The sequence below is a fragment of the Pseudomonas sp. PDM27 genome (assembly GCF_019219205.1).
Taxonomy (GTDB): Bacteria; Pseudomonadota; Gammaproteobacteria; order Pseudomonadales; family Pseudomonadaceae; genus Aquipseudomonas; species Aquipseudomonas laurylsulfatiphila.
The window spans coordinates 330,658-350,128 of sequence record NZ_JAHUWF010000002.1 but is presented as its reverse complement, the minus strand read 5'-3'; the positions used below and the strand labels follow the sequence as shown (position 1 = coordinate 350,128).

Sequence of the window (19,471 nt, the reverse complement as noted above, 5' to 3'; positions counted from 1 at the left end):
ATAGTGTTCGATGCATTTGCAGACTATCGTGCGGGCATTCTTTCGAAATCATTATGCAAACCCAGGGGAACCCGCAGATGAGTGAAGCCCATAGCGCCTTGATCACCCGTTTCTACCAGGCTTTCCAGCGCCTGGATGCCGAAGCCATGGCTGCCTGCTACACCGATGACGTGGTGTTCAGTGACCCGGCGTTCGGTGAGCTTCGCGGTCGCGATGCCGGTGACATGTGGCGCATGCTGACGACTCGGGCCAAGGATTTTTCCCTGACCTTCGATCATGTTCACGCCGACGGGCACACCGGTGGCGCCCATTGGGTGGCGACCTACCTGTTCAGCCAGACCGGCAACACCGTGGTCAACGATATCCAGGCGCGTTTTATCTTCCGCGACGGCAGGATCTGCGAGCATCACGACAGCTTTGATCTGTGGACCTGGTCACGTCAGGCATTGGGCTTCAAAGGTCTGCTGCTGGGCTGGACGCCACTGGTGCGCAACGCCGTTCGCGCCCAGGCATTGAAGGGGCTGAAGGCATTTCAGGCTGGTCGCTGATAAGATCACGGCTCGTTTCCTTTCAAGCCTTGATCGTGCCGTGACCACCCCAAGCGAGTCTCCCGTCAGCAAGCCCTGGTTCGTCTACCTCGTTCGCGCAGCCAATGGTTCGCTCTATTGCGGGGTCAGCGATGATCCCGTGCGCCGCTTCGCCAAGCATCAAAGTGGCAAGGGTGCACGGTTCTTTCTTTCCAGCCCGGCCATGGCGCTGGTCTACACCGAACTTTGTCGCGACAAAAGCGATGCGCTGCGCCAGGAACGGCTGATCAAGAAACTGCGCAAAAGCGCCAAGGAATGTCTGGTAGCGTCTTATCAATCTGGCTGATCGGCTCCTATCAGGCACATCTGTAGGCTGCCAACCGATTGCGCGCTAAGCTGCGGATTCCTAATTTGTGCGGCGGAGCCGAGCATGTCCGAGTTGATTCTGCATCATTACCCGACGTCCCTCTTTGCCGAGAAAGCCCGCCTGCTGCTGGGCTTCAAGGGCTTGTCATGGCGCTCGGTGAAGATCTCGCCAGTGATGCCAAAACCGGACCTTACGGCGTTGACCGGTGGCTACCGCAAGACACCGGTGTTGCAGGTCGGTGCAGATATTTATTGCGATACGGCATTGATTGCCCGGCGACTGGAACAGGAAAAAGCCTTGCCGTCGTTCTTTCCGGAAGGTCAGGAAATGATCACCGCGGCGTTTGCAGCCTGGGCTGACTCTGTTGTGTTCCAGCACGTGGTCAGCCTGGTGTTCCAGCCGGAATCGATAGCGGTGCGCTTTGGCAATTTATCGCCGGAGGCGATCAAGGCGTTCCTGGCCGACCGCGCCGGTTTGTTCAGTGGTGGTAGCGCGACAAAATTGTCGGCCGAGCAGGCCAAACATCAGTGGCCAACGATCATGTCGCGGCTGGAGCTGCAGTTGCAGCGTGAAGAGGGTGATTTCCTGTTCGGTGAACCGTCGATTGCCGACTTTGCCCTGGCCCATTGCCTCTGGTTCCTCAAGGCCACACCGGTGACGGCTCCGCTGGTCGAGGCTTACCCGGCAGTCAATGCGTGGCACTCTCGGGTATTGGGCTTTGGTCATGGCGCCTCCAGCGAGATGACGTCCGAAGAGGCGCTGGAGGTGGCGCGCAGCTCCACGCCAGCGGCATTGCCGGATGAGCAGTTCGTCGATCCCAACGGATTCACGGCGGGTCAGCAGGTGGTGATCGCCGCCACGGATTACGGCGTTGATCCGGTCGCGGGAGAGCTGCTGTTTGCCGGCAGCGAAGAATTAATCTTACGGCGCAAGGATGAGCGTGGCGGCGTGGTGCATGTGCACTTCCCGCGGTTTGGTTTCCGTATCGAAGCCTGCTGACATTTCTGTTGATAGCAAAAACGAAAAGATCGCAGCCTTCGGCAGCTCCTACACCAATCTCATGTAGGAGCTGCCGAAGGCTGCGATCTTTTGATCTTTGGGTTACTTCAGTGCGGCCAGAATCGCATCCGGGTCATACCCGCGAATCAGGGTTCCGTTCACATCGATGATCGGAATCCCTCCGCCACCCAAGGCCTCATAGTCCTTGCGCGCGACGGCATTTTTCTCGATATCGAATTCCTTGTACGGAATGCCTTTCTGATCGAGAAAGCGCCGGGTCAGCTTGCAGTAACCACACCATTCGGTGGCGTAGAGCACGACGTTGGCCTGGGCCTGGGCCTGCGTCTGTGCTGGCACCACTTGCGAAGGGTTGAACACCCGCTCGATCTTGCCCCAGTTCTGGTAAGCCACGACCACCAGCAGGATCAGCAGGAATTTTCTCAGGACGCCGCCGAGCATCAGTTGCGACGCTTCAGCTGATCGGTGAGCGAAGTGGGCAGGCCCTTGATGATCAACGTGCCGGCTTCTTCGTCGTATTCGATCTTCGAGCCCAGCAGGTGAGCTTCGAAACTGATCGACAAGCCTTCGGCGCGGCCAGTGAATCGACGGAACTGGTTCAGGGTGCGTTTATCGGCCGGGATTTCCGGCGACAGGCCGTAGTCCTTGTTGCGAATGTGATCGTAGAAGGCCTTCGGGCGTTCTTCGTCGATCAGCCCCGACAATTCTTCCAGGCCCATCGGCTCACCAAGCTTGGCCTGGCTGCTGGCGTAATCCACCAGGGTCTTGGTCTTCTCGCGGGCGTCGTCTTCCGGCAAGTCTTCGCTTTCAACGAAATCACTGAAGGCCTTGAGCAGGGTGCGGGTTTCACCCGGACCGTCGACACCTTCCTGGCAGCCGATGAAGTCTCGGAAATACTCCGAAACCTTTTTGCCGTTCTTGCCTTTGATGAACGAAATGTACTGCTTGGATTGTTTATTGTTCTGCCATTCGGAAACGTTGATCCGCGCCGCCAGGTGCAATTGGCCCAGGTCCAGGTGGCGGGACGGGGTCACGTCCAGTTCATCGGTCACGGCCACGCCTTCGCTGTGGTGCAGCAGGGCGATGGCCAGGTAGTCGGTCATGCCTTGCTGATAGTGTGCGAACAACACATGGCCGCCGACGGACAGGTTCGATTCTTCCATCAGTTTTTGCAGGTGCTCGACCGCCACGCGGCTGAACGCCGTGAAATCCTGGCCGCCCTCGAGGTACTCCTTCAGCCAGCCGCTGAACGGAAATGCACCGGATTCCGGATGGAACAAGCCCCAGGCTTTACCCTGTTTGGCGTTATAGCTTTCGTTGAGGTCGGCGAGCATGTTCTCGATGGCCGCGGACTCGGCCAGTTCGGAGTCACGGGCGTGGAGAACTGCAGGTGTGCCGTCGGGTTTTTTGTCGATCAGGTGGACGATGCAATGACGGATCGGCATGGGCTTCTCGGCTGAATGAGGAGAGGAGGGCGTGCTCCCCCCGAAAAAGCGCTCAGTGTACCGCAACCCTCTGTAGGAGCTGCCGAAGGCTGCGATCTTTTGATCTTGTTTGTAACAAATACAAAGGCAAAAGATCGCAGCCTTCGGCAGCTCCTGCACGAAGGATAGAGGGCAATTGGCAGGCGACCGACGGCGCTTATGCGTTTTTTTCCTGTTTTAGCGCAATAAAGCTGACCAAATGGGTAGCTAGAGGCGGATATTTCCACGTCTGTGTGCTAGCTTTGCCCGGTCTTGCGCGAAGTCACTGCGTTAAGCGTGCAGTCAGCATTTGTCAGGTCGAACCAAACCCTGATTTCGGTATCTATAACCCCGATCCCGAGGTTATTTGGCCGAGGGTGCCAGATCCAGAAGATCGGGCTCGATGGCTGACATTGCACTCTGCAATCCATATGAATTTGATAGGGAAGGAACACTAAATGGCTCTTACTAAAGACCAACTGATCGCCGACATCGCTGAAGCTATCGACGCGCCGAAAACCACCGCGCGTAACGCTCTGGACCAACTGGGCCAAATCGTTGCCGATCAGCTGGAAAACGGCGGCGAAATCACTCTGCCAGGTATCGGCAAACTGAAAGTGACTGAGCGTCCTGCCCGTACCGGCCGTAACCCTTCGACTGGCGCTGCCATCGAAATCGCTGCCAAGAAAGTGATCAAGCTGGTTGTGGCCAAAGGCCTGACCGACGCTGTTAACAAGTAAGACTTGTTAAGAGAAACCGTGCGCCGGAGCGATCCGGGCACGGTTTTTTTATGGGCGTTGAGAAAGTTTACGCAAAGTAAACTTTGGCAATAATTTCTTTATGGTGGCAGTTGTTACCGCGCATTTCATCGGGATAGCTCGTTTGTTCTGAATAACACTTTTCTCTCTGTATAAAACGAACGCTCCTACAGAACTGATAGTTGAGTGTGCGCCTTGGGTCGGTAGTATCGATAAGGCGTAGCGCATGGCTTTGCGTAAAAGCCAAAACCAAATTTCAGTTGTTCGTTACAGGGACGTTTTTATGAAAGTTAAACAGTTGTTGATGTGCGTATCGTTTCTGGTGTCCGGTCAGGCGTTGGCCAATGTGACCGAGTACTGCCCAAGCCCTGCTGACATCAAGGAGTTGGCAGCTGGTGCCTATAAAGCCCCGACAGCCAGTGGCGACGGGGAATGGTACGGTGTTTCGCAAACCGGTCGTGGGCCGGTAGGTGAGTTCGAAGTGGCGATATTCGCACCTCGCATAGCGGCCGAGGTCAGCACTGTGGCCGGTGAAATTCTGCGTTGCGGTTACATGCTGAAAAATGGAGGCGAACTGGATATGCGGTACAAGCGAGAGGGAACTGTCGTCAGTATTGATACCAATGGGCCATGGGAGGAATGGCTGGGTCAGTATTACTGCGATAGCAAGGAGGCGCGGGCCTGTGCGTTCAAAGAAAATGTTCGTGTAACAAAGCGCTGAGTTGCCAGGAAAGTTATCCGATAGTTTAGGGTTACGGGCCTGAGCGTCACCGTTAACCGCCAAGGCTTGTAAAAAAGCCGTGTCCAGGAGTCATCCGGGCACGGCTTTATTGCGCGTTTGAGTTTTTTATTCAGTTGTAGCCTTCGACCATCGCGCCTGACGCCAGGCCTGTTGCTGCGCCTGGGTCTGGAAGGTCCAGGCGACGAAGCGGCTCTGCTTCTGTCCCTGACCCATTTCCACCACCCGACTGTCCAGCGCGCCGGCCTTGGTCAGGGCCGTCTGGATCGCCGGCAGGTTCGACGCTTTCGACACCAGCGTGCTGAACCACAGCACTTGTTGCGCCACCTGCACGCTCTCGCTGACCAGTTGCGTGACGAAACGCACTTCCCCGCCCTCACACCATAGTTCCGCCGCCTGCCCGCCAAAGTTCAGCACCGGCAGCTTGCGTTTCGGATCGGCCTTGCCCAGGGCTCGCCATTTGCGCGTGCTGCCCCGCGTAGCCTCGTCCAGCGAGGCGTGGAATGGCGGGTTGCACATGGTCAGGTCGAACCGCTCTGCGCTCTCCAGCAGGCCTGTGAGGATCTGCTTGGGATTGCTCTGCTGGCGTACCTGGATCGCCTTGTTCAGGCCATTGGATTGAATGATGGCCTTCGCCGCGGCGATGGCGGTCGCATCGATGTCGGAGCCAAGGAATTGCCAGCGATAATCGCTGTAACCAATCAGCGGATACACGCAGTTGGCGCCCATGCCGATGTCCAGCACCTTCACGGCAGCACCACGGGGGATCGCTCCGTCATTTCCGCTGGCCAGCAGGTCGGCGAGGAAGTGCACGTAATCGGCACGGCCTGGCACTGGCGGACACAGGTAGTCGGCCGGAATGTCCCAGTGAGCGATGCCATAGAACGACTTGAGCAGCGCCCGGTTGAACACCCGCACGGCCTCCGGGCTGGCAAAGTCGATGCTCTCCTTGCCGTACGGATTGATGATCACGAATTTTTTCAGTTCCGGCGTGCTTTTGATCAGCGCCGGAAAGTCGTAGCGACCCTGATGGCGATTGCGCGGGTGCAGGCTGGCCTTCTCACGCGGCGCCGCGGCTTTGGCCGCAGGCGCGGATACAGGCTTTTTGCGCGCAGGTTTTGGTGTGCGGGGGGCGGTCATGGCGGTGGTCGATTCGGGTATGGCTAAAAGTGGCGGGCATTGTCCCACATCTGAAAACTGACGGGTTGTTTTGTCTGGATTTGAACGTGCTTATTGCTAATGGGTATAGCTAACTGTCAGGTATGACAGTAGGTTTATTGTTTTTTATTGTTTTTAATTAAGTTGTCTTGGTAACGCTTGTTGATACAAATGTCCTTCATATAAATGGGTGTGTTATCTTGGAGATATAAAATGATTAATCCTACTGTTGAGTTTTTGCATACGATCGACTCTGAACTTTACTGTGGTTCTTTTATACCGGCGGATCAGGGTATGTGGCTCGAAGTGCGCGTAGGGTCGCTGGAAGGGGCGCAGAACAATGCTGTGCTCAAACTTGATTTTGAGGGGAGTAATAAGGTGGATGGCTCCGACCCAATTCTCGAAACAAAGACATCATTGAATCACTTTCTCACTCCGGAGAATATTAGGGATGGGGTGGTTTTAAAGATTGCAGCATGGGAGAAAAATGTTAAATATGTTGAAGATGGTTCGGTTCGTGCCACTCTCACCATTAATGGCGGTAACTCTACGACTGTTCTAACTCGGGCTCATTTTCTCTTTCCTGGCGGTGGTAGTTGTAGGTTCTAAATTTATGCTGGTCGCTCGGGGAACCCAAAAAATATTTCGCCGATTTTGCATCTCTCGGCCCCGAACCATGTCTTGCTGCATAGACGGGAAAGCGCATTTATCCTCGGGCAATCAGGTTCAAATCCCCGAAGTATCCGATCAAAAAAAATGCCAGTCAGTTTAACTGACTGGCATTTGCCTATCGGGTGCCCTATATCACCTAGCGGTGTTTACAGACTGGCAATCCGCGCATGCTGCTCGGCCAGCTTGCCCAGGGCCTGTTCGGCCTCGGCCAGTTTGGCGCGTTCCTTTTCGATGACTTCGGCGGGCGCCTTGTCTACGAAACCGGCGTTGGACAGCTTGCCGCCGACACGTTGCACTTCACCCTGAAGACGCTGGATTTCCTTGTCCAGACGCGCCAGCTCCGCACCTTTGTCGATCAGGCCGGCCATTGGCACCAGCACTTCCATCTCGCCGACCAGTGCGGTGGCGGACAATGGTGCTTCTTCGCCGGTAGCCAGCACGGTGATCGATTCGAGGCGCGCCAGCTTCTTCAGCAGGGCTTCGTTCTCGGTCAGACGACGCTGATCCTCGGCGCTGACGTTCTTTAGGAACAGCGGCAGCGGTTTGCCCGGACCGATGTTCATTTCGCCACGGATGTTTCGGGTGCCGAGCATCAGGCCCTTGAGCCATTCGATGTCGTCTTCGGCCGCCTGATCGATGCGTGTTTCGTTGGCCACTGGCCAAGGTTGCAGCATGATCGTCTTGCCTTCGATACCGGCCAGTGGCGCGATGCGCTGCCAGATTTCTTCGGTGATGAACGGCATGAACGGGTGCGCCAGGCGCAGGGCGACTTCCAGTACGCGCACCAGGGTGCGACGGGTGCCGCGCTGGCGTTCAACCGGAGCGTTTTCGTCCCACAGCACAGGCTTGGACAGTTCCAGGTACCAGTCGCAGTACTGGTTCCAGATGAACTCGTACAGCGCTTGTGCAGCCAGGTCGAAACGGAACTGGTCGAGTTGGCGGGTCACTTCGGCTTCGGTGCGTTGCAGCTGCGAAATGATCCAGCGGTCAGCCAGCGACAGCTCATAGGCTTCGCCGTTCTGGCCGCAGTCTTCGCCCTTGTCCAACACGTAGCGCGCCGCGTTCCAGATCTTGTTGCAGAAGTTGCGGTAGCCTTCGACGCGGCCCATGTCGAACTTGATGTCGCGACCGGTGGACGCCAGCGAGCAGAAGGTGAAGCGCAGGGCGTCGGTGCCGTAGCTGGCGATGCCTTCGGCGAACTCGTCGCGGGTCTGCTTCTCGATCTTCTTCGCCAGTTTCGGCTGCATCATGCCGGAGGTGCGCTTCTGCACCAGGGCTTCGAGCTCGATACCGTCGATGATGTCCAGCGGGTCCAGGACGTTGCCCTTGGACTTGGACATCTTCTGGCCCTGGCCGTCACGCACCAGGCCGTGAACGTACACGGTCTTGAACGGAACCTGCGGCGTGCCGTCTTCGTTTTTCACCAGATGCATGGTGAGCATGATCATCCGGGCAACCCAGAAGAAAATGATGTCGAAGCCGGTTACCAGGACGTCGGTGGAGTGGAATTTCTTCAGGAACTCGGTTTTTTCCGGCCAGCCGAGGGTGGAGAAGGTCCACAGGCCCGAGCTGAACCAGGTGTCGAGAACGTCGTTGTCCTGTTGCAGCGCAACGTCCGGGCCGAGGTTGTGCTTGGCACGCACTTCGGCTTCGTCGCGACCGACGTAGACCTTGCCCGACTCGTCGTACCAGGCCGGAATGCGGTGGCCCCACCAGAGTTGACGGCTGATGCACCAGTCCTGGATGTCGCGCATCCACGAGAAGTACATGTTTTCGTACTGTTTCGGTACGAACTGGATGCGGCCGTCTTCAACGGCGGCGATCGCAGGCTCGGCCAAAGGCTTGGTGGACACGTACCACTGGTCGGTCAGCCACGGTTCGATGACGGTGCCGGAGCGGTCGCCTTTCGGCACTTTCAGGGCGTGATCGTCAACGCTGACCAACAGGCCGGCAGCGTCGAACGCGGCCACGATCTGCTTGCGTGCTTCGAAGCGGTCGAGACCGGCGTATTCGGCCGGGATCTTGCCGTCGATGGTTTCGTTCAGCGTGCCGTCAAGGTTGAACACCTGGCAGGCCGGCAGAACGGTGGCGTTCTTGTCGAAGATGTTCAGCAGCGGCAGGTTGTGACGCTTGCCGACTTCGTAGTCGTTGAAGTCGTGGGCCGGGGTGATTTTCACGCAGCCGGTGCCGAATTCAGGGTCGCAGTAATCGTCGGCGATGATCGGGATGCGGCGGCCAACCAGTGGCAGCTCGACAAATTTGCCGATCAGGGCTTTGTAGCGTTCGTCGTTCGGGTTCACGGCCACGGCGGAGTCGCCGAGCATGGTTTCCGGGCGAGTGGTCGCGACGATCAGGAAATCGTTGCCTTCAGCCGTCTTGGCGCCGTCGGCCAGCGGGTATTTCAGGTTCCACAGGAAACCTTTCTCGTCGTGGTTTTCCACTTCGAGGTCGGAAATCGCCGTGTGCAGCTTGGTGTCCCAGTTGACCAGGCGCTTGCCGCGGTAGATCAGGCCGTCTTCGTGCAGGCGTACGAAAGCCTCTTTAACGGCTTCCGAGAGGCCGTCGTCCATGGTGAAGCGCTCGCGGCTCCAGTCGACGGACGAGCCGAGGCGACGGATCTGACGGCTGATGTTGCCACCGGACTCATCCTTCCACTCCCAGACTTTCTCGAGAAATTTCTCGCGGCCCAGGTCATGGCGGCTCTGGCCTTTGGCTTCGAGCTGACGCTCTACCAGCATCTGCGTGGCGATACCGGCGTGGTCGGTACCCGGCTGCCACAGGGTGTTGCGACCCTGCATGCGGCGGAAACGGATCAGGGCGTCCATGATCGCGTTGTTGAAGCCGTGACCCATGTGCAGGCTGCCGGTGACGTTCGGCGGCGGGATCATGATGGTGTAGGACTCGCCCGCGCCTTGCGGGGCGAAGTAATTCTCTGACTCCCAGGTGTTGTACCAGGAAGTTTCAATGGCGTGCGGCTGGTAGGTCTTATCCATGCGCGGCGGGACCCTATTGGCATTTATTCAGGAAAAGCCGGGAAGTATAGCGGGGATGAGCCGATGCGCGTAGAGCGAGGTGACAATGGGCTTGGGAAAAGTTGTGGTGGGTGTTTTGTCTGGGAGGGCCCCTTCGCGAGCAAGCCCGCTCCCACAGGTCTTATGTCGAACCGCTATTTTGTGATCGACACTGATCCTGTGGGAGCGGGCTTGCCCGCGAAAGCGATCTGTCAGACGACCTGATTCAAATCGTTATGCCGCGTTTCCTTCAGGCACAGCACCGCAATCAAACTCAGCACCGCGGCCCCGGACACATAACCGCCGACGTAGCTCAGACCGCCCATGGCCACCAGTTTCTGGGCGAAGAACGGCGCTGCGGAGGCGCCCACGATACCGCCCAGGTTGTAGGCCGCCGACGCACCGGTGTAGCGCACGTGGGTCGGAAACAGCTCCGGCAGCAGCGCGCCCATGGGCGCAAATGTCACGCCCATCAGAAACAGTTCGATGCACAGGAACAGCGCCACACTCCAGGTGGAACCTTGGGTCAGCAGCGGTTCCATGAGGAAGCCGGACAGGATCGCCAGCACGCCACCGACGATCAGTACCGGCTTGCGCCCGTAACGGTCGCTGGCCCAGGCCGACAGCGGGGTGGCGGCAGCCATGAACAGCACCGCGAAGCACAACAGGCCGAGGAAGGTTTCGCGGCTGTAGCCGAGTGTTGCAACGCCGTAGCTCAGGGAAAATACCGTGGAGATGTAAAACAGCGCGTAGCACACCACCATCGCGCCGGCGCCCAGCAAGACGGGCACCCAGTATTGGCCGAACAGCTCGAACAGCGGGATCTTCACCCGTTCCTGGCGCGCCATGGCGTTGGCGAATACCGGGGTCTCATGCAGCTTGAGGCGCACGTACAGGCCAACCATCACCAGCGCGGCACTGAGCAGGAACGGAATACGCCAGCCCCATGAGCGGAACTGTTCATCGTCCAGCACCACGGCCAGGGTCAGGAACAGGCCGTTGGCCGCCAGGAAGCCAATGGATGGACCCAACTGCGGGAACATGCCGAACCAGGCGCGCTTGCCTTTCGGCGCGTTCTCCGTGGCCAGTAATGCCGCGCCACCCCATTCGCCGCCCAGCCCCAAGCCCTGGCCGAAGCGCAGGACGCACAGCAGGATCGGTGCCCAGGCGCCAATGCTGTCATAACCGGGCAGCACGCCGATAAGCGTGGTGCACACGCCCATCAACAGCAGCGAGGCAACCAGGGTCGACTTGCGGCCGATACGGTCGCCAAAGTGGCCGAAAAGGGCCGAACCCAAGGGGCGGGCGAGAAAGGCGATGCCGAACGTGAGAAACGCCGACAGCATCTGGGCGGTACCAGATGTCTGCGGAAAGAACACCGGGCCAATCACCAGCGCCGCGGCGGTGGCATAGACATAGAAATCGTAGAACTCGATGGCGGTACCGATGAAGCTTGCAGTGGCCACGCGGGTAGCGGAGTTCGTCGGTTGTGCAGGTGTGGAGTCGCTGTAAGTCGTGCTGGTCGTCATGCGGTGATCCCTGACAGTCATGTGCCCCAGTGGAGCGAATTATTATGGTCGAGAACCCAGGGATGTGGGCTTAACGCAGAGTGCGGGTGGCACAGGTGTGGCGGGGCTTGGGTAAGCGGTTCGATTATAGGAAGGTGGCTAACGATCAAACAAGTAGCTGGATTGGGCTATGGCTTTATGTGGCGAGGGAGCTTGCTCCCGCTCGGGCGCGCAGCGGCCGCAAAAGACTAGGCCTGCTGCGCAGTCCAGCGGGAGCAAGCTCCCTCGCCACAGGAATGGGGTGTCAGGTTTTAGATCACCACAGGCATCGAGCTGGTCTGCCAAATCAACACCCGCGTGACACGGTTTTCCTCAGTAGCGAGAATTTCCAGTCGATAGCGGCCGATTTTCAGGCAGACAGGGCAGTCCGGGATGGTTTCCAGCGCCTCGGTGACCAAGCCGTTCAGGGTTTTCGGGCCATCGCTGGGCAGGTGCCAGCCGAGGCTCTTGTTCAGTTCGCGGATGGACGCGGCTCCGTCGATCACCAGGCGTCCGTCGGCTTGCGGATGAATGTGCGGGTTGTCCAGGCTGTGCTGGCTTTCAAACTCGCCGACGATCTCTTCAAGAATGTCTTCCAGGGTGACGATGCCCAGCACTTCGCCGTATTCATCGACCACCATGCCCAGGCGTCGCTGCTGTTTGTGGAAGTTGAGCAATTGCAGCTGCAGCGGGGTGCTTTCCGGCACGAAGTACGGCTCGTGACTGGCTGCCAGCAAGGCTTCCCTGGTCAGGCTCGCATCGGGCAGCAAGTGCAGGATGTGCCGGGTGTTGAGAACGGCTTCGACCTGGTTGATATCACTGTGGAACACCGGCAGGCGCGTGCGCTTGTTGTGGCGCAATTGTTCGATGATTTCTTCGATGGAGTCATCGAGATTGATGCCGTCCACGTCGCTGCGCGGGACCAGGATGTCATTGACGGTGATGTTGTCCAGCGCGTGGATGCCGGGAAGCGGGTGAGGGCGGCTGACGGTTTCGGAGGGTGCATGCCGCTCCGTCAGCGTTTCGTCCTCACTTTGTTGCACCACTTTGGCCTTGCGGACGAATGGGCGCGTCAGCAAGCGGCTGATGCTGGTGAGCAGCCATGCCGCGGGATAGATGATTTTCAACGGTAGCCGCAGCAGGTTGTTGCCCTGGGCCAGGATCGCATCCGGATAGCGAGCGGCGAGGGTGCGTGGCAAGTAGTCGGAAAACACCAGCAACATGGCGCCCGCCCCGAGGCAGGCGACCCACGGGCCATTCTCGGCCCAGGTGAAAATGGCCAGCAAGGTGCTGATGACCACCACAAGTGCGCGGCACAGTGTGTTGCAAAAAATCAGGCTGGCCAGGGGGAAGCTGAGTTTCGCCACCGGTTTGTCGCTGGAACGCGTTGCGGTGCGCTGGGCCAGCAAATGCTGGTGCGCCGCTTCGATGGCGGTAAACAGCCCCGACCATAAAACCAGCAGGGTCACTACCGCGAGCATCGGCCCTATGGGCAAGTCGTCCATTAATGCCGCCCGTCAGATATGCAGGATGTATTCACGAACCAGCTTGCTGCCGAAGTACGCCAGCATCAGCAGGCAAAAGCCGGCCAGGGTCCAGCGAATGGCTTTGTGCCCGCGCCAGCCGAGGCGATTGCGCCCCCACAGCAGCACACTGAAAACGACCCAGGCCAGGCAGGCCAGCAGGGTTTTGTGCACCAGATGCTGGGCGAACAGGTTCTCGACGAACAGCCAGCCGGAAATCAGCGACAGCGACAACAGCGTCCAGCCGGCCCAGAGAAAACCGAACAGCAGGCTTTCCATGGTTTGCAGCGGCGGGAAGTTCTTGATCAGCCCGGAGGGGTGCTTGTGCTTGAGCTGGTGGTCCTGGACCAGCAGCAGCAAGGACTGGAACACCGCGATGGTGAACATGCCATAGGCCAGAATCGAAAGCAGGATGTGGGCGAGGATGCCCGGCTCCTCATCGATGACCTGTACCGTGCCGGCGGGGGCAAAGTGCGCCAGCATCACGGTCAGGGCCCCAAGCGGGAACAGCAGGACCAGCAGGTTCTCTACCGGAATCCGCGAGCAGGCCAGCAGGGTCAGTGCGATGACTGCCACGGCAATCAGGCTGGCGGCACTGAAAAAGTCCAGGGCCAGGCCGGTCGGGGTCAGCAGGTGGGTGAGCAGGCTGACGCTGTGGGCCAAGACGGCGAGCACGCCGAGCATGACCAGCAGGCGTTTGTTGACCTTGGCGCCGGACGCCAGGTGAGTGCCCTGGTAAATGGTCGCAGCGGCATACAAGCAGGCGGCGGCGAGGGTCGTTAGCAAGCTGGGTGACAAGGGGAGCATAAATCCTGTTAGGCAAGCCCGAAAGTCGCTGAGTTTGGCATAGAACCCCTGCCACACGAAAGACCGCGCAACCCGACGGCGAGGTGTCCGCCGGCCACAGTCTTCGCTATAATCCGCGACCTGCCCACGCCGCAGGCTCGCCGAGCACACGTTTAGTCCGGTCCGGGCCGCCATTATCCCGGTCTACACAGGGCCTGAAAGGATCGCGCAATGTTTGAAAACTTAACCGACCGTCTCTCGCAGACGCTGCGCCATGTCACCGGCAAGGCCAAGCTGACTGAAGACAACATCAAAGACACCCTGCGTGAAGTGCGCATGGCGTTGCTCGAAGCCGACGTCGCCCTGCCGGTGGTCAAGGACTTCGTCAATTCGGTCAAGGAGCGTGCCGTCGGTACCGAGGTGTCGCGCAGCCTGACGCCGGGCCAGGCCTTCGTGAAGATCGTCCAGGCCGAACTCGAAAGCCTGATGGGCGCGGCCAACGAAGACCTGAACCTGAGCGCAGTGCCGCCAGCGGTCATCCTCATGGCCGGTTTGCAAGGTGCTGGTAAAACCACCACCGCCGGCAAGCTCGCGCGCTTCCTTAAGGAGCGCAAGAAGAAGTCGGTCATGGTCGTGTCCGCCGACGTCTACCGTCCGGCGGCGATCAAGCAGCTGGAAACCCTGGCCAACGACATCGGCGTGACCTTCTTCCCGTCGGACCTGAGCCAGAAGCCGGTCGACATCGCCAACGCGGCTATTAAGGAAGCAAAACTCAAATTCATCGACGTGGTCATCGTCGATACCGCCGGTCGCCTGCACATCGATGAAGAGATGATGGGCGAGATCAAGGCCCTGCATGCTGCGATCAACCCGGTCGAAACCCTGTTCGTGGTCGACGCCATGACCGGCCAGGACGCCGCCAACACGGCCAAGGCCTTCGGCGATGCATTGCCGCTGACCGGCGTGATCCTGACCAAGGTCGACGGCGACGCCCGTGGCGGTGCCGCGCTGTCGGTGCGCGCCATCACCGGCAAGCCGATCAAGTTCATCGGTATGGGCGAGAAGAGCGAAGCGCTCGATCCGTTCCACCCTGAGCGTATCGCCTCGCGCATCCTCGGCATGGGCGACGTGCTCAGCCTGATCGAGCAGGCGGAAGCGACCCTCGACAAGGACAAGGCCGACAAGCTGGCCAAGAAACTGAAGAAGGGTAAGGGCTTCGACCTCGAAGACTTCCGCGATCAGCTGCAACAGATGAAGAACATGGGCGGCCTCGGCGGGCTCATGGACAAGCTGCCGAACATGGGTGGCGTGAACCTGGCGCAAATGGGCAACGCCCAGGGTGCGGCAGAGAAGCAATTCAAGCAGATGGAAGCCATCATCAACTCCATGACCCCGGCCGAGCGCCGCGATCCCGAGATGATCAGCGGTTCGCGCAAGCGCCGGATCGCCATGGGTTCCGGCACCCAGGTGCAGGACATCGGCCGCTTGATCAAGCAGCACAAGCAGATGCAGAAGATGATGAAGAAGTTCTCCGCGAAAGGCGGAATGGCCAAGATGATGCGCGGCATGGGCGGTATGTTGCCCGGCGGCGGCATGCCCAAGATGTAAAGAATTCGCGCCGGCCATCAGGTCGGCGCAGCCCCACACGGACGTGGGATACACAGCAAACCCGCACTTGGCGGGAGCTGACCGGCCGTTTTCAACGACGGCTCTATAGCAAATCTGCATGGCGGCCGATAGACCGCCGGAAAAAGTCATTTGCAAAAGTCCGGATATTCCTTAGAATATGCGGCCTTTCGGGCACCCATGCCCGCTGTGCCTTTAGATTTGCAGCACCGACTACAGGAACGATGTTCACATGCTAACAATCCGTCTTGCCCTTGGCGGCTCCAAAAAGCGCCCGTTTTACCACTTGACCGTAACCGACAGCCGCAACCCGCGCGACGGTTCGCACAAGGAACAGGTTGGCTACTTCAACCCTGTTGCCCGTGGTCAGGAAGTTCGTCTGTCCGTGAACCAAGAGCGCGTAGCCTACTGGCTGAGCGTTGGTGCACAACCTTCTGAGCGCGTTGCTCAGTTGTTGAAGGAATCTGCTAAGGCTGCGGCCTGAGCAATATGAACGCGACGCCAGCTGTTGCTGATGATTTGATCGTTATCGGCAAGATTTATTCTGTTCACGGCGTTCGCGGCGAAGTGAAGGTGTACTCCTTTACTGATCCGATTAAGAACCTGCTGGATTACAAAACCTGGACGCTCAAGCGTGACGGCAATGTAAAGCAGGTAGAGCTGGTCAGCGGACGCGGGAATGACAAGTTCCTGGTCGCAAAGCTCAAGGGTCTCGATGATCGCGAAGAAGCTCGTCTTCTGGCCGGTTATGAGATCTGCGTGCCGCGCAACCTGTTCCCTGAACTGACCGACGGCGAGTACTACTGGTACCAGCTGGAAGGTCTCAAGGTCATCGACACCCTCGGGCAACTGTTCGGGAAGATCGATCACCTGCTGGAGACCGGCTCGAACGATGTCATGGTGGTCAAGCCTTGCGCTGGCAGCCTGGATGATCGCGAACGCCTGTTGCCCTATACCGAGCAATGCGTGTTGGCTGTCGACCTGGCGGCAGGCGAGATGAAGGTGGATTGGGACGCGGATTTCTAAGCGTGGCTAACTTGCGCGTAGAAGTGATCAGTCTGTTTCCCGAGATGTTCTCTGCCATCAGCGAGTACGGCATCACCAGTCGTGCGGTGAAACAGGGGCTCTTGCAGCTCACCTGTTGGAATCCGCGAGACTACACGACGGATCGACATCACACTGTGGACGATCGCCCGTTTGGCGGTGGTCCGGGCATGGTGATGAAGATCAAGCCCCTGGAAGATGCTCTGGTTCAGGCCAAGGCAGCAGCCGGGGAGGCGGCGAAGGTAATTTACCTGTCGCCCCAAGGCCGCCAGCTGACTCAGTCGGCGGTATGCGAGTTGGCGAATCTGGATGCATTGATCCTGATTGCCGGCCGCTACGAAGGCATTGACGAGCGTTTTATTGATGCTCATGTCGATGAAGAGTGGTCGATTGGCGACTATGTACTGTCTGGCGGCGAGCTGCCGGCGATGGTCCTGATCGATGCGGTTACACGACTGCTGCCTGGAGCTTTAGGGCATGCGGACTCCGCCGAGGAAGATTCCTTTACGGATGGTTTGCTGGATTGCCCGCACTACACCCGACCGGAGGTGTATGCGGATCAGCGTGTTCCCGACGTATTGCTAAGTGGCAATCACGCGCACATCCGGCGTTGGCGTTTACAGCAGTCCCTTGGTCGGACCTTTGAACGACGCGCCGATCTTCTGGAAAGCCGCTCGCTTTCTGGAGAAGAGAAGAAGCTGCTCGAGGAATACATCCGCGAGCGGGACGATAGTTAACAACGTATCGATGGTAGATCCGACGATTTACCTTAGGAGCACAGCATGACTAACAAAATCATCCTTGCACTCGAAGCAGAGCAGATGACCAAAGAGATCCCTACCTTTGCCCCGGGCGACACCATTGTCGTTCAGGTGAAAGTGAAGGAAGGCGACCGTTCGCGTCTGCAAGCGTTCGAAGGTGTTGTTATCGCCAAGCGTAACCGCGGCGTAAACAGTGCATTCACCGTTCGTAAAATCTCCAACGGTGTTGGCGTAGAGCGTACTTTCCAGACCTACTCCCCGCAAATCGACAGCATGGCTGTCAAGCGTCGCGGTGACGTACGTAAAGCCAAGCTGTACTACCTGCGCGACCTGTCGGGTAAAGCAGCTCGCATCAAGGAAAAACTGGCTTAAGTCCAGCTTCCGATGCAAAAAAAGCAGCCTGCGGGCTGCTTTTTTGTTGCCTGCGATTTATCTTCGTTGACCGTGTTGCCGGTCTTGCCTGAGCCTTTATGCCCGCCATTGATCATCCCCTGATAGACCAGTTCCTCGACGCCCTCTGGCTGGAGAAAGGCCTTTCCGATAACACCCGCGATGCCTATCGCAGTGACCTGGCTCTGTTCAATGGCTGGCTGCAGGAAAAAGGCCTGGAGCCGATCAACGCCGGACGCGAATTGATCCTCGATCACCTGGCCTGGCGCCTGGAGCAAAACTATAAGCCTCGTTCAACGGCAAGGTTTCTCTCTGGCGTGCGTGGCTTCTATCGCTATCTTTTGCGGGAAAAGCTGATCGTCGTCGATCCGACCTTGCGCATCGATATGCCGCAACTGGGTAGGCCATTGCCCAAATCCTTGTCGGAAGCAGACGTTGACGCGCTGTTGGCTGCACCGGACCTCAGCGAAGCCATCGGCCAGCGTGACCGGGCGATGCTCGAAGTGCTTTATGCCTGTGGTCTGCGGGTGACGGAGCTGATCAGCCTGACCCTGGAGCAGGTCAACCTGCGCCAGGGGGTGCTGCGCGTGATGGGCAAGGGCAGCAAGGAGCGGTTGGTGCCGATGGGCGAGGAGGCGATTGTCTGGGTCGAGCGCTACATGCGTGATGCCCGCAGCGAACTGCTTGGCGGGCGTCCCAGCGATGTGCTGTTTCCCAGCCAGCGTGGCGAGCAGATGACGCGCCAGACCTTCTGGCACCGGATCAAGCATCAGGCCAAGGTCGCCGGGATTGGCAAGTCGCTGTCGCCGCACACCTTGCGCCATGCCTTCGCCACGCATCTGCTCAACCATGGCGCCGATTTGCGGGTGGTGCAGATGCTCCTTGGCCACAGCGATCTGTCGACCACCCAGATATACACACACGTCGCCCGCGCCCGCTTGCAAGACCTTCACGCCAAGCATCATCCCCGCGGATGACGGTGTTCCCCCTGTAGGAGCTGCCGAAGGCTGCGATCTTTTGATTTGTTTTTTTAAGATCAAAAGATCGCAGCCTTCGGCAGCTCCTACAGGGAGCTTCATGCGTTGAGGTAAAAATGTCTTGCGTCAGGCGCATTCGGTCATGCGAACCTTATGTGATAGGCTTGGCCGGTTTGCACGATGGGCGGTTATGACCCGGTGTTTCGGCACGGGCGTTCTGATCGTCCCATATGTTCGCCTTCAGGAGTTCTCATGCGTCTGACCCAGATTTTCGCCGCCGCAGCCATTGCGTTGGTCAGCACCTTTGCCGTCGCCGATGACGCGGCCGACAAAGCCATTCGTAAAAGCCTGGAAAACCTCCAGCTCGAAGTGCCGGTAGAGACCATCACCGCCAGCCCGATGCCCGGCCTGTACGAAGTCAAGCTCAAGGGCAGCCGTGTGCTGTACGCCAGCGCCGACGGCCAGTACGTGGTTCAGGGCTACCTGTTCGATCTCAAGGACGGCAAGCCGGTCAACCTGACCGAGAAGACCGAGCGCCTGGGCATTTCCAAGCTGATCAACGATATTCCGGTTGCAGAAACCGTGGTGTACCCGGCCATTGGCGAAACCAAGTCGCACATCACCGTATTCACCGATACCACCTGCCCGTACTGCCACAAGCTCCACGCCGAAGTGCCGGAACTGAACAAGCGCGGCATCGAAGTGCGTTACGTCGCGTTCCCGCGCCAGGGCCTGGGCTCGCCGGGTGACGAGCAACTGCAAGCCGTGTGGTGCTCGAAAGACAAGAAAGCGGCCATGGACAAAATGGTCGATGGCAAGGAAATCAAGGCCGCCAAGTGCGATAACCCGGTTTCCAAGCAGTTCGCTCTTGGCCAGTCGATTGGCGTGAACGGCACACCGGCCATCGTTTTGGCCGACGGACAGGTCATTCCGGGCTACCAGCCTGCGCCACAAGTCGCCAAACTGGCGCTGGGCGCGAAGTAAATTCGCATCGTCACGGGCAGCCATTGACGATCATGGTCCGGCAGCGACATCGCCGGGCCATTAATAGAGAGCCGCGAGCATGCGGCTGTTTTCACGGCCGGCCTTGAGTCGGCCGTTTTAT

Annotated in this window: 20 protein-coding genes; 13 read left to right on the top strand and 7 right to left on the bottom strand. The window is 58.7% G+C overall.

The genetic code is table 11. The features are described 5' to 3' along the window. Window positions 1-77 precede the first annotated feature (77 nt). The 3 genes from KW838_RS06985 (at window position 78) to KW838_RS06975 (ending at window position 1,893) form a co-directional block, all read left to right on the top strand. Complete coding sequence (locus KW838_RS06985; RefSeq protein WP_218500764.1) at window positions 78-548, top strand: nuclear transport factor 2 family protein; 471 nt, start codon at window positions 78-80, stop codon at window positions 546-548. A 40-nt stretch (window positions 549-588) separates the two neighbouring features. Beyond that, the gene (locus KW838_RS06980) at window positions 589-873 is read left to right on the top strand and encodes a GIY-YIG nuclease family protein (RefSeq protein ID WP_007972703.1); all 285 of its coding nucleotides are present in this window, start codon (window positions 589-591) and stop codon (window positions 871-873) included. A gap of 84 nt (window positions 874-957) precedes the next feature. Then, window positions 958-1,893: a glutathione S-transferase family protein gene (locus KW838_RS06975; protein ID WP_218500763.1), complete on the top strand. Its 936-nt coding sequence runs from the start codon at window positions 958-960 to the stop codon at window positions 1,891-1,893. A gap of 102 nt (window positions 1,894-1,995) precedes the next feature. Here KW838_RS06975 and KW838_RS06970 read toward each other — a convergent pair whose 3' ends face one another. Both KW838_RS06970 and yejK read right to left on the bottom strand, forming a co-directional pair. Beyond that, a complete protein-coding gene (locus KW838_RS06970; RefSeq protein WP_218500762.1) occupies window positions 1,996-2,352 on the bottom strand; it encodes a glutaredoxin family protein in 357 nt (118 codons plus the stop codon). Then, window positions 2,352-3,356: a nucleoid-associated protein YejK gene (yejK, locus tag KW838_RS06965; RefSeq protein WP_008018580.1), complete on the bottom strand. Its 1,005-nt coding sequence runs from the start codon at window positions 3,354-3,356 to the stop codon at window positions 2,352-2,354. The genes KW838_RS06970 and yejK overlap by 1 nt, the downstream gene beginning before the upstream one ends. A gap of 476 nt (window positions 3,357-3,832) precedes the next feature. Here yejK and KW838_RS06960 point away from each other — a divergent pair, with 476 nt between their 5' ends. Together KW838_RS06960 and KW838_RS06955 are read left to right on the top strand one after the other, a co-directional pair. Beyond that, entirely contained in the window at window positions 3,833-4,114 is a 282-nt protein-coding gene (locus tag KW838_RS06960; protein WP_007905514.1) for an HU family DNA-binding protein, read from the top strand. Between the two features lie 244 nt (window positions 4,115-4,358). Then, window positions 4,359-4,853, top strand: coding sequence for a DUF3757 domain-containing protein (locus KW838_RS06955; protein WP_256358759.1), 495 nt, complete (start codon window positions 4,359-4,361; stop codon window positions 4,851-4,853). Between the two features lie 126 nt (window positions 4,854-4,979). Here KW838_RS06955 and rlmF read toward each other — a convergent pair whose 3' ends face one another. Beyond that, window positions 4,980-6,011, bottom strand: a complete 1,032-nt coding sequence (gene rlmF, locus KW838_RS06950; RefSeq protein ID WP_218500761.1) for a 23S rRNA (adenine(1618)-N(6))-methyltransferase RlmF — start codon at window positions 6,009-6,011, stop codon at window positions 4,980-4,982. A gap of 231 nt (window positions 6,012-6,242) precedes the next feature. Here rlmF and KW838_RS06945 point away from each other — a divergent pair, with 231 nt between their 5' ends. Continuing rightward, window positions 6,243-6,638 (top strand): hypothetical protein, encoded by a 396-nt coding sequence (locus KW838_RS06945; protein ID WP_218500760.1) that lies wholly within the window; start codon window positions 6,243-6,245, stop codon window positions 6,636-6,638. Between the two features lie 209 nt (window positions 6,639-6,847). Here KW838_RS06945 and KW838_RS06940 read toward each other — a convergent pair whose 3' ends face one another. The 4 genes from KW838_RS06940 to KW838_RS06925 form a co-directional block, all read right to left on the bottom strand. After that, window positions 6,848-9,694, bottom strand: coding sequence for a valine--tRNA ligase (locus KW838_RS06940; protein WP_102698471.1), 2,847 nt, complete (start codon window positions 9,692-9,694; stop codon window positions 6,848-6,850). A 230-nt stretch (window positions 9,695-9,924) separates the two neighbouring features. After that, window positions 9,925-11,241, bottom strand: a complete 1,317-nt coding sequence (locus KW838_RS06935) for an MFS transporter (protein ID WP_102698470.1) — start codon at window positions 11,239-11,241, stop codon at window positions 9,925-9,927. A gap of 290 nt (window positions 11,242-11,531) precedes the next feature. Further along, window positions 11,532-12,764 (bottom strand): transporter associated domain-containing protein, encoded by a 1,233-nt coding sequence (locus KW838_RS06930; RefSeq protein ID WP_218500759.1) that lies wholly within the window; start codon window positions 12,762-12,764, stop codon window positions 11,532-11,534. A 12-nt stretch (window positions 12,765-12,776) separates the two neighbouring features. Beyond that, window positions 12,777-13,589, bottom strand: a complete 813-nt coding sequence (locus KW838_RS06925; RefSeq protein ID WP_015096706.1) for an inner membrane protein YpjD — start codon at window positions 13,587-13,589, stop codon at window positions 12,777-12,779. Between the two features lie 210 nt (window positions 13,590-13,799). Here KW838_RS06925 and ffh point away from each other — a divergent pair, with 210 nt between their 5' ends. From ffh to dsbC, 7 genes are all read left to right on the top strand, one after another. After that, the gene (gene ffh / locus KW838_RS06920; protein ID WP_102698468.1) at window positions 13,800-15,176 is read left to right on the top strand and encodes a signal recognition particle protein; all 1,377 of its coding nucleotides are present in this window, start codon (window positions 13,800-13,802) and stop codon (window positions 15,174-15,176) included. 250 nt (window positions 15,177-15,426) lie between these two features. Further along, the gene (rpsP, locus tag KW838_RS06915; RefSeq protein WP_007972721.1) at window positions 15,427-15,678 is read left to right on the top strand and encodes a 30S ribosomal protein S16; all 252 of its coding nucleotides are present in this window, start codon (window positions 15,427-15,429) and stop codon (window positions 15,676-15,678) included. A 5-nt stretch (window positions 15,679-15,683) separates the two neighbouring features. Then, on the top strand, window positions 15,684-16,220 hold the full coding sequence (gene rimM / locus KW838_RS06910; RefSeq protein WP_007972729.1) for a ribosome maturation factor RimM: 537 nt from the start codon (window positions 15,684-15,686) through the stop codon (window positions 16,218-16,220). Window positions 16,221-16,222: 2 nt separating this feature from the next. Further along, window positions 16,223-16,975 carry a tRNA (guanosine(37)-N1)-methyltransferase TrmD gene (gene trmD, locus KW838_RS06905; protein WP_218500758.1) on the top strand — a complete coding sequence of 251 codons (753 nt, stop codon included), beginning with the start codon at window positions 16,223-16,225 and terminating at the stop codon, window positions 16,973-16,975. A gap of 45 nt (window positions 16,976-17,020) precedes the next feature. Further along, entirely contained in the window at window positions 17,021-17,371 is a 351-nt protein-coding gene (rplS, locus tag KW838_RS06900; protein WP_003175895.1) for a 50S ribosomal protein L19, read from the top strand. A 98-nt stretch (window positions 17,372-17,469) separates the two neighbouring features. Beyond that, window positions 17,470-18,366, top strand: coding sequence for a site-specific tyrosine recombinase XerD (gene xerD / locus KW838_RS06895; protein ID WP_102698467.1), 897 nt, complete (start codon window positions 17,470-17,472; stop codon window positions 18,364-18,366). A 252-nt stretch (window positions 18,367-18,618) separates the two neighbouring features. Continuing rightward, entirely contained in the window at window positions 18,619-19,350 is a 732-nt protein-coding gene (gene dsbC, locus KW838_RS06890; RefSeq protein ID WP_102698466.1) for a bifunctional protein-disulfide isomerase/oxidoreductase DsbC, read from the top strand. Window positions 19,351-19,471: the final 121 nt, after the last annotated feature.

Bases quoted from the DNA above. Each gene is read 5' to 3' on its own strand.
- ffh (WP_102698468.1), top strand. From the start codon at position 13,800: ATGTTTGAAAACTTAACCGACCGTCTCTCGCAGACGCTGCGCCATGTC.
- KW838_RS06985 (WP_218500764.1), top strand. From the start codon at position 78: ATGAGTGAAGCCCATAGCGCCTTGATCACCCGTTTCTACCAGGCTTTC.
- rlmF (WP_218500761.1), bottom strand. From the start codon at position 6,011: ATGACCGCCCCCCGCACACCAAAACCTGCGCGCAAAAAGCCTGTATCC.
- yejK (WP_008018580.1), bottom strand. From the start codon at position 3,356: ATGCCGATCCGTCATTGCATCGTCCACCTGATCGACAAAAAACCCGAC.
- KW838_RS06955 (WP_256358759.1), top strand. From the start codon at position 4,359: ATGGCTTTGCGTAAAAGCCAAAACCAAATTTCAGTTGTTCGTTACAGG.
- dsbC (WP_102698466.1), top strand. From the start codon at position 18,619: ATGCGTCTGACCCAGATTTTCGCCGCCGCAGCCATTGCGTTGGTCAGC.
- KW838_RS06925 (WP_015096706.1), bottom strand. From the start codon at position 13,589: ATGCTCCCCTTGTCACCCAGCTTGCTAACGACCCTCGCCGCCGCCTGC.
- xerD (WP_102698467.1), top strand. From the start codon at position 17,470: ATGCCCGCCATTGATCATCCCCTGATAGACCAGTTCCTCGACGCCCTC.
- KW838_RS06960 (WP_007905514.1), top strand. From the start codon at position 3,833: ATGGCTCTTACTAAAGACCAACTGATCGCCGACATCGCTGAAGCTATC.
- KW838_RS06940 (WP_102698471.1), bottom strand. From the start codon at position 9,694: ATGGATAAGACCTACCAGCCGCACGCCATTGAAACTTCCTGGTACAAC.
- KW838_RS06935 (WP_102698470.1), bottom strand. From the start codon at position 11,241: ATGACGACCAGCACGACTTACAGCGACTCCACACCTGCACAACCGACG.
- KW838_RS06945 (WP_218500760.1), top strand. From the start codon at position 6,243: ATGATTAATCCTACTGTTGAGTTTTTGCATACGATCGACTCTGAACTT.
- rplS (WP_003175895.1), top strand. From the start codon at position 17,021: ATGACTAACAAAATCATCCTTGCACTCGAAGCAGAGCAGATGACCAAA.
- rpsP (WP_007972721.1), top strand. From the start codon at position 15,427: ATGCTAACAATCCGTCTTGCCCTTGGCGGCTCCAAAAAGCGCCCGTTT.
- rimM (WP_007972729.1), top strand. From the start codon at position 15,684: ATGAACGCGACGCCAGCTGTTGCTGATGATTTGATCGTTATCGGCAAG.
- KW838_RS06930 (WP_218500759.1), bottom strand. From the start codon at position 12,764: ATGGACGACTTGCCCATAGGGCCGATGCTCGCGGTAGTGACCCTGCTG.
- KW838_RS06970 (WP_218500762.1), bottom strand. From the start codon at position 2,352: ATGCTCGGCGGCGTCCTGAGAAAATTCCTGCTGATCCTGCTGGTGGTC.
- KW838_RS06975 (WP_218500763.1), top strand. From the start codon at position 958: ATGTCCGAGTTGATTCTGCATCATTACCCGACGTCCCTCTTTGCCGAG.